Raw genomic sequence first — 14,722 nt, forward strand, 5'->3', positions numbered from 1 at the left:
ATGCTACTTTCGTATATATAGCGACCAAGCATACAAGTCTATCCGGCCCGATTATCATTTACCAGTAGCAAATATTCTTCTCTGCCACTATGAATCAATACCTGCATCACAGACTGGTTCAGGTCTATATCAATATATCGATCTGCCTCAACATCCTTGGCATCCCAGTGATTAAGCCGGACAATGTAGCCAATTCGCTGTATATCAGGAGCCACCTGAATACGCGCTATAGCACGACCGTCATCCAAATCACGAAATTCGACATGTCCGTCGCAGTGCCCAGTTCCCCATACCCATACATTCCAGCCAGTGTATTGCCGATCTGCACGCTCGTAGATCAGTTCAATCGTGCGAAATGGAGCGACTTCCCTATCGTTTCCAAGCTGCACATCTGTCAACGTCATAGCTGTACCTGCAATTTCTTGATCTGTTCCCTCATCCGAGTCTTCCAATTCGTTCTCCGCCTGACGATTAACCTGATCTTGTTCAGTAAAAAAGGAGACTCGTGCAGGTTCTTCCTGATCATATAACACCATCATCGACCAGCGCGATACAGTCACACGATGGCCTACCACTTCATACCGTGTCTCATTACCAGCCCCGTGTGCGTCCACGACCACATGCCAACGATCCGATTCCGCAGGCAATAATATCGTTTGCTCTGTATCCGAGCCGTTATAAATCACCACAATATGATTCCAGGCATCGCCGTTAGCATGGTGCCTCAAAGTAAAAGCCACCACATGCCCACTGCTTTGCAGCACTTCCATATGCTGCTCCACCAGCTCACGATGGTCCATTCGGAATGCCGGGTGGTTGCGCCGCAGTGCAATTAAACCTTGGTAGTAATCAAACACTGGGCGAAACCTCGCCTTGTTATCCCAATGGATGGCATTCACCACATCTGGGCTTCGGTAGCTATTATGGTCTCCATATTTGGAGCGCAGCAGTTCATCCCCTGCATGAATAAAAGGAATGCCTTGGGATGTGAGTACCATACCGTTAGCCAACAGGGACTTGCGTACGGTTTCGTTCTCTAGCAAGTTATCTTCATCCAGTTCCCAATACGGGTCTGCTTCGGCAACAGCTTGTTCAGGTGTCCTCCCATCCTGTGGCTTCCCCTGCTCCCATTGTGGAAAACGACAGTGCTCCCGCAAATGTCTTACTGTCAAAATTTTATCCCACAGATTGAGATTATCGTGGGCAGTTACATAATTGACGGTCTCCGATGGCTGAGCTGTGAAATCATAAATAGCCCCAAAAGCACCTTTGAGCACCTGTTCCTCCTGATGTTCTGCCCCCGTGGCAAACCCGCTCCCAGTACCGTCGCTATCTCCCTTAATAGCAGAACGGTAGTTGTCGTTAAAAACGGCAAAGCCTTTGTCGCGTTGCGTTCCTTTTAGCGTAAGCAAGGGTTGCGGAGATTCTCCTCCCGTCCAAGGCTCACCATAGATCAACAGATCGGGACGCACTTCAGAGCGAAGCTCCTGGGTAAGCTGCTCTACGGTCGGTGTATCAATCAGCCCCATGAGATCAAATCGAAAGCCGTCTATATGATATTCCTCTGCCCAATAGCGTAGTGAATCCTTGATATACTTGCGCACCATCGGACGTTCGGTTGCCACCTCATTCCCTACACCTGATCCATTGGTGAGCTGCCCTTGCTCATCCGTGCGGTAATAATATCCAGGTACAATAGGCTCAAATGGCCCCTGTTCCACCGAATAAGTATGGTTGTACACGACGTCCATAATGACACCGATGCCGACAGTATGCAAAGACTGTACCAGCAGTTTCAGCTCTCGTATGCGTGTCTCCGGATCTGCCGGATTGGAAGAATAAGACCCCTCCGGCACATTATAATGTTGCGGATCATAGCCCCAGTTATATTCAGTTTCTAATTCTGCAAAGTCATTCACCGTATGAAAATCAGCCACTGGAAGCAAATGAACATGTGTAATGCCCAGCTCCAGCAGATGATCCAGCCCGATGCTGTTCCCCTCAGTATCCTTCAATCCCGTATACGTAAAGGCCTCAAACCGTCCCTGAGCAGCAGATAAGTCTTTTTTCCCCGTATTAAAATGGGTATCCATCGAAAAATCACGCACATGAAGCTCATAGAGAATGGCATCTGTCGGCCGCTTAAGGGTAGGCCCCGCATCCACTTCCCATCCGTCCGGGTTGGTTTGAGCCAAATCAATGATCGCTGTACGCTGCCCGTTGGCTGATACCCCTGTGGCATATGGATCGGCAGCATAATGAATGGTGTTGTCCGCCCACTCCAGCCTGTACATGTAATAATATTTGTTCCAGTCCCCTTCCAGCTCTATAGACCATACACCTCGATCACCACGGCTCATGAGAAATTCCTGACCACCGCTGTGCTCCTGAACGTTCCCCTCCTGATCGTACACCCCCGCATCGTTATACAACGCTATATGGACCTGCTGCGCAGTCGGTGCCCATACCTTGAACTTGCTGCCCGCAGGCGTATAAGTAAGACCCAAATCATAGCCTTCATATATGGGATATGTTGTGTGCTCAAGCTCATTGAGCTGATTGAAATCTGACATTCCTGTTCACCACCCATTTCTGTACATCGGCTTACAGCCTCTGTTCATCCATCATTTATGATGTTTATGACTTGTCAATATACCTCAGGATTTTGTAAAATCTTCACCTAATAGGCTATCAAAATAAGACAAGTTTGAAAAGCTGGATGATTTAAATAAGGATGACGCTTCCATTTCAACGCACACTCCATTTTATGACAAAACTATGAACAGGCTACAGCTTTTGCCCTTAAGGTATAACAATAGTTAGAAAAGTCAGGACAATCTACGGTTATCCATTTCAAAAATATCGTCTGCAATCCGCATGGTAGAACTTCGGTGCGAAACAAGGACAATCGTTTTATCTTGCTGCTGTTCCTTTAACGATTTTAAAATAATTGCCTCGTTCAGGCTGTCCAAATTGCTAGTAGGCTCGTCGAGCAGTAAGAGAGGAGCATTATGGACAAAGGCTCTGGCCAGCCCCAAGCGTTGGCGTTCTCCACCGGACAGCCTGTCCCCCAATTCTCCAACTCGGCTGTGATACCCTCGAGGCAAGGTCATAATAAAATCGTGCACGGATGCCTTACGTGCTGCTTCCACCACCTGCTCATGTGTAGCATCAGGCTTTCCGATTTTGATATTAGCTGCAATTGAATCATCAAACAGGAACGTATGCTGATCTACATAGCTCTGTAAGCCTCTCAAATGTCGGGTCCCAATTTCCTTCAAATCGTGTCCGGATAGCAAAATTTCACCTTGCTGCGGGTCCCTAAATCGCATCAGCAACTTTAGCAGTGTAGACTTGCCAGAGCCGCTTTTACCCTGAATGCCTAAAATCCGCTTATGCGGTATCGTGAGACTTACATCATTCAGCACCGTTTGACCATCGTATGCAAAAGTCACCTTGTCTACTCGTGCCCCAGTAAAGGCAACACTCATCCCTTCGATATTTTCCTCAACCTCCGGGGTTTCCTCCAATAGACTCAACACTCGTTCCCCGCTCGCCAGCGTTTGAAGCAAATTGTTGGACAAGTTGCTCAGTGCGACGACCGGACCAAATGAACTAAACAGTGTAATTACAGAAATTAGCATACCTGTAAATTCAACCCGACCATTAGACATACCGTACAATCCAGCCAGCAGCATCAAGAATGAGAATCCAACTACAGCCGCATCTGTGATCGCTCTTGTGATGCCTTCATGATGCTTCAAGTCCTTCTGCTTGGCATCCAATTGATCCGTACGACGGTTAATCTCATTCAAACGTTGTTCTCCTTGTCCATATTGCACAATTTCCTTCATACCCCGTAAGCTGTCTAAAAAGTAACTGCTCAGCTTGCCAAAGCTGCTTCGGTATTCCATCCCCTGACGTTTGCCCATACGTGACGTGAGTAAGGGAATAAATAAACCGACAGTTAGGTAAGCAAGCGCAGCGAGCCAGCCTAATAGAGGCTCATAAGAACCGATAAAAAATACCATGAGCAGTGAAGTGATGATGCCGATCATTACAGGCGCTATCGTATGCGCATAAAATACTTCCAGCAGCTCAATATCACTCGTAATGAGTGATATCAGATTCCCCTTGTCCTTGCCTTCTAATTTGGCTGGAGCGAGTCTGCGGAGGGCTTGAAGCACCTTGTCACGCAGTACAGCCAGTAGCTTGAAAGCGAGATAATGACCACTCATTTGCTCGCCATAACGGAATACGCCGCGCAGTACGGCACAAACCACGATCGACGTCAGCAAAAACAACATGGTGTAGCCTGTCGTGATGCCCGTTGCTGTAAGCAGAGCAAGGGCTCCATACACTATAATGCCAATAGCACAAATAAAACCAAGCACTCCTGTCACAATCGTGATGAGCAGTACAGGTAAAAGAGGTCCCGCCAATACCAATAATTGGCCCATGATCCGTAATCCGTGTCTACGCATATACAGCACCTCCTTTTGCAAACTGCTCTACCCGGTGTTGACTGAGATACATATCCGCATAGTGCCCTTGCTGGCTCAACAGTTCATGATGCGTTCCGGATTCTGCCACCAATCCGTTTTGCAGCACATAGATACAGTCGGATTGAACTACATTTTCCAGTCTATGAGAGATAAGAATCACTGTTTTTTGACCTGCCAGCGCATGTATGACCTCCATAATGCCTTCCTCACTCTCACTGTCAATGTTAGAGGTGGCCTCGTCGAAAATGTACACACGACTATCATGCAGCAATGCTCTGGCCAGTGCTAGCCGTTGGCGCTGTCCTCCTGACAGATTTGCCCCCTGCTCCTCCAGTTCTGCTTCCAGTCCTCCTTCTGAAAGGATAAAATCATACAGCTTCACTTGTCGCAAAGCTTCCAGCATTTGTTGTTCATCCGCGTGCTCATTGCCCATTTTTAAATTTGCTTCCACTGTGCCTTTAAAAATATAGCTGTTAAAACCGATCCAGGTCATGTGACGCATGCGGCTTTCTTCCGAAATATCGGTAAGCTCGGTTCCTCCAATCGTCAGACTTCCTCGATACCCCTCGTGATGCCCAACGATCAATCCGGCTACCGTACTTTTACCAGAGCCTGATTCCCCAACAATTGAAACCAAGCTGCCCTGGGGAATATCCATGGATATATTTCGTAAGGTATCTCTTTCGTCGTAGGCAAAACTCATCTGCTCCAGTCGAATAGCTGTGTTTTCTATGCTTTCTTGTCCTTGTATAAGATCCTCTGTACTCAACATTTGAAATATTTTGTCGCTTGCTGCCATTCCGTTCATGGCGATATGGAAGTAAGAACCCAATAAACGCAGAGGAATGAAAAATTCTGCCGACAGCAAAACAATGATGATTGCTCCTGCCAAGCCAATATGACCTGAAGAATATTCACTTATCGCGACCAGTACACCCGCAGCAGCACCACCAAATGCGATAAGATCCATAATGGCCACGGAGTTAAGCTGCATAGTCAGCACTTTCATCGTCATTTTGCGAAAGTCCTCAGCTGCTGTGTTCATTTCCTGATGTTTATCCTGGTCTGTTCCGTACATTTTGAGCGTAGTCAGACCTTGTACATTCTCCAAAAAGCTGTGGCCCAGATTGACGTAACTGCCCCAATATTTCCCAAAAATCTTTTTAGCCATCCTCATAATGACAATGATCGACACTGGAATTAAGGGAACGCAGATCAATAGTATAATGGCTGCTTTGAAGCTGACAAAAGAGAGGGTGATGAACAACGTTACGGGGGCAAGCAGACTGTAAAATAGCTGAGGCATATATCTACCGAAATAGGTTTCAAGCTGCTCTACCCCTTCTACAGCAACCTGAATAACCCCCGAGGTGGAGGTATGATCTGTATATGCGGGTCCCATCTTCAGCAACTTGCCGTAAATTTGCGAGCGAAGCGTTTTTTTAGCATTTACCGAAGCACGATAAGATAACATACTGGCTGCATAATTGCTCAGGCAGCGAACTGCAATAGCAGCAATAACAATGACCGTCATAGATAGAATCAGCTTGCGAGTCACTTGTCCTTCCCATGCCTGCTGTATTACAAAGGCCATAGACAACACAGCGGCTATACTCCCCAAAAGACCGATCCACTGCACAAGCACACCCAAGACGATATATTTCCGAGAATGTTCCACTAGACCGAGTAGACGGCTGTCGACCATTTTAGACCTTTTTTTTGGAGTAGGTGTAGGTATAGGTTCAGATGAACATGAAGGCGTTATTTCTGCTGCAGCATTTCTTATTGTTCCGATGCGGAATATAAAGTAATAATATTTAAAAAGGATGACCAAGACGATGAGCGCTTTCCCCCACACATTAGGCGTGAAAATAAAGCCTGTAATCAGCATCGCTGACGCTAAGCCCAATGTCGTGATTTTCGTAGACAGCTTCAACGACCTTGTTTGGACAAAACTCTCTAGATGCTTTTGGTATAGAGAGGTATTCGAAAACCACTGGTGAATCCTTTCGGATCCCCGCATAAAGAAAAAGGTCGCTAGCAGTAGAAACGGTGTAGTCGGTAGCAACGGTAATACTACACCAATAACTCCAAGCGCCAAAAATAAAAACCCTAAGGTAATATAGATCGGTTTCACTATAATCCTCCCTAATAGTTATAATAGTAATGATTTCATTTTATAGATAATGATAATCATTATCTATATAAACAATTTAAGCAGGTTGTTATGTGATGTAAATCACGCATATAAAAATCCTCTTGAAGCACATCTCTACAGAACACGTTAGTGTTGATGTGGATGCTTTGTCTTCAAGAGGATTATCGAAAGTAGATGTTGGTAATTCGTTGTTTTATGAATTCATAATATCATATTGCTCCAATACCTGCCGATGTAACGGGTGGTCTGCGGTTATGGAAGTATAACGCGTCAGCGCCGCACCCAGTCCTTCACTGCGGATCACCTGCTGAAGCTCGACTGCCTCGGGGTCTTCCGTAATATCAAATTTACAGGCAGCAGCCATTCCTAACGCCAGATGATCCGTAGGGATGCCATACTCCTGCGCTTGGAGCGCGGGACGTACAAGACGATCATTGGGAGACAGCTTGCGCAACGGTGAACGTCCGACCCGAGTAACATCGTCTGTCAGATTAGGATTGCGGAAGCGATCCAAAATTTTAGAGATGTACTTCTTATGCTCCCCTTGATCCAAACCGAAGCGCTTCACAAGCACTGCTCCTGTCTCCTCCAGTGACCCTTGTATCGAATCCACCACCTTGCTATCCTTCATGGCCTCCTGGATGGTAGCATAACCTGCGGTATAACCAAGATAGGCTGCCACGCAATGCCCCGTATTCACCGTGAACAGCTTTCGTTCAATGTAAGGCTCTAGATCCTGCACGTACAGGATGCCTTCGATTTCTTCATGCTCAGGTGCCATTTGTGAACGATCCACCACCCACTCGTAAAAAGGCTCTACCTGCACATATAACGGGTCCTCGTGGTGTTGGATCGGCACAATCCGGTCTACAGCAGCATTGGGGAAATACACCGAAACCTCAGCCTTGGCGCGGGTCGCCTCATCCAATAGCGCAAAAACATGCTCTTTCAGTTGGGCGCTGCCTCCGATTGCATTTTCACAGGCAATCACATGCAGCGGGCCTGCCCCTCGCTCCACCCGCCGCGCTATTCCCTCGGCAATACCTGCTGCAATATGCCTGAGGATGCTAACCCCTACTGCGGTCGTTACCAGATCAGCGTGGTCTACCACATCGGCTACAGCCGCTGCATCCTTCCCGTCAATCGCCGTTACATTCGTGACCAGCTCCGTATCCTTTGTATCATTGGCTAACTCTACGGTATATTGTTTACGACGGCGTAACTCGGATACAAGGGTGTCGTTGACATCTGAAAAGACAACCTCATAGCCTGCACGTGACAGAATTAATCCGATAAAGCCGCGACCGATATTTCCTGCTCCAAAGTGGACGGCTCTCATAGCTCCAGCTCACTTTCGAACAGATCTATAATTTCCTTTGGGGTCACCGCGTTGCGAAGTTTATCCATATTTTCTTCCTCCGCACACACCACAGCGATACTCGTCAAAATCTCCATATGATCGCCGCCTTGTGCTGCAATGCCGATCACCATATATGCTTTCTCTTCCCCAAAATCTACGCCTTGCGGGAACTGAACGATGGAGATGCCTGTGGATTGAATAAGCGTCTTGGATTCCTTGGTGCCATGTGGAATAGCCAGCCCATTCCCGATGTAGGTAGACACGATCTCCTCGCGTTCCAGCATCTTGTCAATGTACTCACTTGAAATATGTCCCGCATCCAGCAGGATTTGTCCAGCCATACGAATCGCCTCATATTTGTCTTTGGCGGTTGCGTTCATTTTTACTTTGTCTATCGTCATAATACTCACGGTAGGTTCCTCCCTGTCCCTAATTTACTGTGGAAAAATTCAGCCAGCTCACTCGATATATAATTGACAATATGATCCCTGCTACCGTGTTCCAGTAGCGTAACCATGTCTTCATGCAAAAGTAATGCACTAATCTCGCTCAATACCTCCAAGCTTTCTCTCGGCAGCTCACGAGGCCCCAACATGAGCAGCACGCATTCTACCTGTTCACCTGTATCCGCCAACAGCGGCTCTGCCAGCTTATACAAGGTAAGCGAAGGCTTGGGAATATAGTGGCTGCGCGTATGAACTAAAGCAATGGAGGTATCAGAGATCACCTGACTACCTTGGCGCTCTCTTTCCATGAGTTGTGCAGCAACCACAGAAGGCTCTGTAACATTCCCCCGCCCCGCCTCCAGCATGCATATCGCCTCTACGGTCGCCGCCATATCCATCCCTTGATTTTCCAGCGGATATACTTGAAATTGCTGTACAATGTGTACAATTTCCTCGAGACTTTTCCGCAGACCGGTAAGCCACTCCATATCCTGACCAGGCTGAACGGCCTGGTCCTGCTGATGATCATTGAGATGATGGAGTGTAATATGCTGGATGAAATGACGCAGACGGTCACTCTCCTCCTGCGTTAGCAGCGGACTGATCTTAAGATACCGATCTGGTTCAAGCGGTAGCTCTACTGTCGAAATGATCAGATCATAATCCTCCTTGGGAATCCGCGCCGCCTCGTACCATGAAGCCCTATCCACAATTTTGATCTGTGGGAGCTCTTTGGCGAGCCTTGTTGCCAGAAGTCTGGATGATCCAATGCCGCTCGTGCAGACTACAATGGCCCGCACCTCCCGACGCAATTGTCGCAGCCGCTCCAGCGAAGCGCCGAAATGCATGACGAGAAATCCGATCTCTTCATCAGGCACTTTCATTTCTGTCATGCTCGCCGCAGCCTTTTTCACTGAGTCAAATAAGCTGCTGTAATCCTTGCGGATTTGCTGAAGGAGAGGGTTACGAATCGACCTGCCTTCCTTCAAACGTTTGAATACCGGAGCCATATGGGCAATCAGTCCTTCACGCAGAACACGGTCCTCTTTCAATGGCGTGCCTGTCTCTTCCTCCACACGACGAATCAACTCATGAACCGACTCTAACAGTACGAGATCATCCAACGGCAGTAGTCGGGTAGAGTGATCTTCGGCATCACGAAATAGCAGCCTGAGATAAGATCGTTCCGGCTCTGGAAATTCAATATCCAGCGCCTCTGACAACTCCGTGCATATGCGTTCCACCATAGCTGTGCGAAGCATGATATTTTCATCTGAATCTGTTTTTAAATACGAGAGAAGAGGATCTATAACATACCCGAGTCGCAGACGTACCAGCGAAACGCAAATTTGAATCAGCAGCTCCATGTATTTGCTTTCCACCATGTTTTCCAACCATTTTTCATGGGGCTGCCAGAGGGCCTTTTCCACGATTAGCAGGTTATCTCTGCCAATCATCTCCAGCAACTTGTCGGCAACACGGGTTACAGGACGAAGTTCTTCCCGGGCTGAAAACAGATCGGATTCATCCAAATATTCGAGAGCCAGCTCGGAAATCGCCCGTCTTTTATCTGTCTCCCGCCCTGTAATCTCGACCCCGTACCCCCGTCTGCGCACAAGCATGAGTCCACGTTTCCCAATCCAGTCTTGCAATTCGTCTAGATCATGACTGACCGTAGTTACCGTGACTTTCAGATCTGAAGCCAGCGCCAACAGCTTGATCGGCTCCCGTGTATCCAGCAGCATGCAGAGTACCACGATCTTTCTCTCCTCAGCCGAATATTCGTCTGACTTCGTATGCAGCAATTGTTTTCGCAGGCATACAAGCTGAGCTGGATCAGCATCTATACAGATACCGATCCCTGACTTTTTCTCCAGCTTCACCTCATGAGCTGCCAGCCAATGCTCGACTGCACCCAGTTCCCGATGAACCGTCCTTGTGCTGACATTGATCTTCGTGGCAATTTCCCCGGCTGTAACCTCTTTGGACTGCTCCAGAAGATATTCCACGATGTCACGTTGTCGTTTCGTAATATTCATAAGCGCATACCGTTCCTTCCCAAGCTCATCCCTCCAGCAGGAGACGTACATTGCATACGATGGGGATTAAGAATCGGATTTCAGACGTTCAACCAGCGCTTCGTATTCAGGACTCTTCAGAAAATTGTCAATGGAAATGTGCTCAGCTTTCGGAGCTACTGTTTTAGCCCGATCTGTCAACGTTTTTTGCGTAATGACAATATCCGCATCCTGTGGAATTTCACTGATTGCCGTATTCGTAACTGTTACGCCCACACCCGCCTGCTTCATTTTTTTGCGTAAAATCGAGGCACCCATAGCGCTTGAACCCATACCTGCATCACAGGAAAAGACGATTTTGTTCACTTCGGATTTATCCTTGAGCGTTCGATCTGCAGCAATTTCTGCAGCACGATCAGATTCGTGGTTATCTTCCATTACAGTGGCGTTAGCACTTGCACTCTTGCTTTGATTTTTCATATCTTTCAGGCGGGATGCAGCTTCCTCCAGCCCCTCTTCTTGTTGCTTACCAGTCTTGAGTAACACTGCGGCAACAGCAAAAGATACGACCGCAGCAGCGATCACCCCGCTTAGCATTGGCAAATATCCGCCTTTTGGCGTCATTAGAAAATAGGCGATGATGCTGCCCGGCGAAGGAGCAGCAACCAGTCCGGCACCTGTCAACATGAAACAGAAGGTTCCCACAACGCCCCCAGCTATAGCAGCAAGAATCAAAATCGGCTTCATCAAAATATAAGGGAAATAAATTTCATGAATCCCGCCGAAAAAATGAATGATGACTGCGCCAGGAGCCGACGACTTCGCAGAGCCTTTACCGAACAGGCAGTAGGCCAGCAAAATACCGAGCCCCGGCCCAGGGTTGGATTCCAGCATGAACAGTACGGATTTCCCTGTTCTTGCAGCTTCCTCCAACGCAATCGGACTTAATACTCCGTGATTCAGCGCGTTGTTTAAAAATAATACTTTTCCGGGCTCAATAATGAGGTTGACAAGCGGCAGTAGCCCTGCGTTCACGAGGAACTGTACCCCTGCCGACAATACTTGACTGATCATTTGTACAACCGGGCCGATCGCCACATGGGCAAGCAGTGCTAGAATGGCACCGATAATCCCGGCCGAAAAATTATTGACCAGCATTTCAAAGCCTGATCTGACTTTGCCTTCAATGGCCTTGTCGAACTTCTTCAATATCCACGCAGCCAGCGGACCAGCGACCATCGCGCCCAGGAACATCGGGATATCGGCTCCCACTATGACACCCATCGTCATAATGGCACCAATCACACCTCCACGTTGTCCGTGAATCATCGTGCCTCCCGTGTAACCAATCAGCAGCGGCAGCAAATAATTTTTCATCGGATCAACCAGTTGTGCAAAACCTTCGTTCGGGAACCACCCGGTCGGAATAAAGAGTGCCGTAATCAATCCCCACGCGATAAAGGCTCCCATATTGGGCATAACCATACCGCTAAGAAAACGGCCAAAACGCTGTACGGCGACACGAGTGCCTCCTTTTGAACTTGGCTTTGCGTCCAATGTACTCATATTCAAATCCTCCTTGTAGGTAAGCATCACTACCTTTTCTTAAAATTCATACTAAATGACAGCGCTATCTTCATCAACGAAATGAAAACGTACTTTCGTCATGAACGTTGATGACAACATTTAAATTTAATTTATCCGAGAAGGTATTATACCTGCATAATTCTTCTTAATATGACCTGTAGCTTTAGAAATTAGTCGAAAAACCGTACTGGATTATGTATGATTCTTACTATAGGGACAACCCTCTACATCAGAATAAAACACGTAATTACGTCTGCAAAAAGACAAAAAAATAGTCGCTATGTCAAATCATAGCGACTGTTGTATACAAAAATCGAGCAGACAAATAACACTCTTATTCCATACTACATTGCTCCATTACTGCTCATCGGAAATCAACTGCTCGTATTGATCCGCAGACAGTAGCTTGCCCAATGCTTCCTCCACATCTTTACCCATCTCTACTTCGATCATCCAACCTTTTTCATAGGGAGATTCATTCACTAGCTCAGGCGTACTTTCCAGCGCTTCATTCACTTTTAATACGGTTCCCGTCACCGGAGCAAAAAGGTCGGATACCGTCTTCACCGATTCAATCGTACCGATCTCCGCTCCCTGCTCAATCGTTACTCCCGCCTCAGGTAATTCTACAAAAACAATATCACCCAGTTGATGCTGTGCAAAGTCTGTAATACCAATCCGCAACGTTCCATTCTCTGTGCGCTGAACCCACTCATGTTCGTCTGTATACCAAAGTTGCTGCTTCACTTCACCCATTTTGTTCCCCTCGCTTCCATATGAATAAAATCGCTTTTGCTCACCTGTATTAGACAGGTTAAGATTATGACAACAGGAACACTCATGTCAATAATACTAACAAAAATACTTCATATGACCTCATATGGCGTACTATATAAAAATATGATAACTTATAACAAACGCTTACATATCCTTATTTATATATTAAATGTTTTTTCTATTGTTTTTGATGACATTTTTATTGACATTTTGAATGAATTTGCGTATTAATGGGTTATAGCAAATGCTTTGGGAAACACCCCGACAACTGCAAACGCGGATGAACGCGGAGGGAGAGACTGCCAAAAAGATTCGCATAGCTGTTGCCGCTTATGAGACATAAGTGCACGCGAATCGGATCAAGTTGTTATCTGCAAAGCCAGGTAATATACTGTTGATCCCGAAGGTAGCGCCGAAGGAGTAAGCCTGCATTGTAGGTGAATCTCTCAGGCAAAAGGACCTCTGCCGGACGCATCTCTGGAGAGCATTCGCTATTGGAGCGGATCACCCAAGGGGAAACCCGGTACATACCGGGGTAACTTTCTGGTATCAAGGACAGAGCTGAAAAAAAGAGTGTAGACTGCCGTCTATACGTTTTTTTCGGCCTGTCTTTTTTGTTTAGCCGATCACACCGGATAGGAGTGGAAAAATGACTAATTTGCGAAAAACACCGCTATATTCGTCCTACGGGACGCAGTCTGGGGTTCGTTGTATTGACTTTGGCGGCTGGGAGCTCCCCGTTCAGTTTAGCGGCATTCAAAAGGAGCATGAGGCCGTCCGGCAACGTGCGGGTTTATTCGATGTATCGCATATGGGCGAATTTTTGGTTGAAGGCAAAGAGGCCGAAGCTTTTCTGCAAAGGGTGACCACGAATGATGTCAGCCAGTTGGAACCAGGTCAGGCACAATATTCACTCCTGTGTTACCCCGATGGAGGGGTAGTAGACGACCTGCTTGTTTACTGCAAAGGACCGGAGCGCTACATGCTCGTTGTGAACGCCTCTAACATCGATAAGGATTGGGATTGGCTAATTCGCCATATGCCTGCATCCGTTCACATGGAGAATGTGTCTGATGCGATAGCATTGCTGGCGTTGCAAGGACCGGAAGCAGCACGTATTGCCGCAGCCGTGGCAGATACGGACATTACGAATCTGGCATCTTTTCGCTTCCATGAGAATGTGCCATTGTTCGGAGCAAAAGCACTCGTCTCACGAACCGGATATACGGGTGAAGACGGTTTTGAATTTTACGTACCTGCCGCGGAAGCACCAGCCATATGGGAGGGTTTGCTTCGTTCCGGTGAGTCGTATGGGCTGATTCCCGCTGGACTTGGTGCTCGGGATACATTACGCTTTGAGGCACGGTTGCCGCTGTACGGACAGGAGTTATCTGCCACGATTTCACCGCTCGAAGCCGGTCTAGGTTTCTTCGTCAAGCTGAATAAAGGAGATTTTATCGGTAGAGAAGCACTGCAACGTCAGAAAGAACAAGGGATTCCTCGCAAATTGATCGGGCTGGAAATGATGGATCGCGGTATCCCTCGCGCCCATTACCCGGTATTCGCAGAAGGACAACGCATCGGTGAGGTCACAACGGGGACTCAGTCGCCCACCTTGAAGCGTAATCTCGGCCTCGCCTTGGTGGACAGTCGTTTTAGCGCCCTCTCCACACCGCTGGAGGTTGAGATTCGTGGCAAACGCCTGCGTGCCGAGGTGGTGGCAGCCCCCTTTTATAAACGCCCGCGCTGATCTTAAACTCTCTTCATTTCAATAAAGCAAACATGTCAGATATGAACTTCTGGGTTTTCCATCTCACACTTTTTTATTAGCTAATTTACGATTTAAAATTTTGCTTTTCGAAAGGAGCCAG

The 14,722-nt window shown here is 47.4% G+C and carries 9 protein-coding genes and 1 riboswitch; of the genes, 1 reads left to right on the forward strand and 8 read right to left on the reverse strand.

Annotated features, from left to right (window positions below):
- Positions 1-38: 38 nt before the first annotated feature.
- The 8 genes from pulA to gcvH form a co-directional block, all read right to left on the reverse strand.
- Entirely contained in the window at positions 39-2,573 is a 2,535-nt protein-coding gene (pulA, locus tag G9G54_RS15175; protein ID WP_165178690.1) for a type I pullulanase, read from the reverse strand.
- Positions 2,574-2,828: 255 nt separating this feature from the next.
- On the reverse strand, positions 2,829-4,484 hold the full coding sequence (locus tag G9G54_RS15180; protein ID WP_165178691.1) for an amino acid ABC transporter ATP-binding/permease protein: 1,656 nt from the start codon (positions 4,482-4,484) through the stop codon (positions 2,829-2,831).
- Positions 4,477-6,642 carry a DUF454 family protein gene (locus G9G54_RS15185; RefSeq protein WP_165178692.1) on the reverse strand — a complete coding sequence of 722 codons (2,166 nt, stop codon included), beginning with the start codon at positions 6,640-6,642 and terminating at the stop codon, positions 4,477-4,479. Before G9G54_RS15185 ends, G9G54_RS15180 begins: the two co-directional genes overlap by 8 nt.
- A gap of 214 nt (positions 6,643-6,856) precedes the next feature.
- Positions 6,857-8,002, reverse strand: a complete 1,146-nt coding sequence (locus G9G54_RS15190; RefSeq protein ID WP_165178693.1) for a mannitol-1-phosphate 5-dehydrogenase — start codon at positions 8,000-8,002, stop codon at positions 6,857-6,859.
- Positions 7,999-8,433, reverse strand: coding sequence for a PTS sugar transporter subunit IIA (locus tag G9G54_RS15195; protein WP_165178694.1), 435 nt, complete (start codon positions 8,431-8,433; stop codon positions 7,999-8,001). The genes G9G54_RS15190 and G9G54_RS15195 overlap by 4 nt, the downstream gene beginning before the upstream one ends.
- Positions 8,430-10,508, reverse strand: coding sequence for a BglG family transcription antiterminator (locus tag G9G54_RS15200; protein ID WP_165178695.1), 2,079 nt, complete (start codon positions 10,506-10,508; stop codon positions 8,430-8,432). Before G9G54_RS15200 ends, G9G54_RS15195 begins: the two co-directional genes overlap by 4 nt.
- A 66-nt stretch (positions 10,509-10,574) precedes the next feature.
- A complete protein-coding gene (locus G9G54_RS15205) occupies positions 10,575-12,053 on the reverse strand; it encodes a PTS mannitol transporter subunit IICB (protein WP_069290173.1) in 1,479 nt (492 codons plus the stop codon).
- 378 nt (positions 12,054-12,431) lie between these two features.
- Positions 12,432-12,830 (reverse strand): glycine cleavage system protein GcvH, encoded by a 399-nt coding sequence (gcvH, locus tag G9G54_RS15210; protein ID WP_165178696.1) that lies wholly within the window; start codon positions 12,828-12,830, stop codon positions 12,432-12,434.
- Positions 12,831-13,131: 301 nt separating this feature from the next.
- Positions 13,132-13,323: riboswitch (glycine riboswitch) on the forward strand.
- Positions 13,324-13,500: 177 nt separating this feature from the next.
- Between gcvH and gcvT the strand changes: the two genes are divergently transcribed.
- Positions 13,501-14,601 (forward strand): glycine cleavage system aminomethyltransferase GcvT, encoded by a 1,101-nt coding sequence (gene gcvT, locus G9G54_RS15215; RefSeq protein ID WP_165178697.1) that lies wholly within the window; start codon positions 13,501-13,503, stop codon positions 14,599-14,601.
- Positions 14,602-14,722 lie beyond the last annotated feature (121 nt).

The sequence above is a fragment of the Paenibacillus sp. EKM212P genome, assembly GCF_011066115.1.
Taxonomy (GTDB): domain Bacteria; phylum Bacillota; class Bacilli; order Paenibacillales; family Paenibacillaceae; genus Paenibacillus; species Paenibacillus polymyxa_B.

Coding starts and splice junctions, on each gene's coding strand:
- G9G54_RS15180 (WP_165178691.1), bottom strand. CDS start 4,484: ATGCGTAGACACGGATTACGGATCATGGGCCAATTATTGGTATTGGCG.
- G9G54_RS15205 (WP_069290173.1), bottom strand. CDS start 12,053: ATGAGTACATTGGACGCAAAGCCAAGTTCAAAAGGAGGCACTCGTGTC.
- G9G54_RS15190 (WP_165178693.1), bottom strand. CDS start 8,002: ATGAGAGCCGTCCACTTTGGAGCAGGAAATATCGGTCGCGGCTTTATC.
- pulA (WP_165178690.1), bottom strand. CDS start 2,573: ATGTCAGATTTCAATCAGCTCAATGAGCTTGAGCACACAACATATCCC.
- gcvT (WP_165178697.1), top strand. CDS start 13,501: ATGACTAATTTGCGAAAAACACCGCTATATTCGTCCTACGGGACGCAG.
- gcvH (WP_165178696.1), bottom strand. CDS start 12,830: ATGGGTGAAGTGAAGCAGCAACTTTGGTATACAGACGAACATGAGTGG.
- G9G54_RS15200 (WP_165178695.1), bottom strand. CDS start 10,508: ATGAATATTACGAAACGACAACGTGACATCGTGGAATATCTTCTGGAG.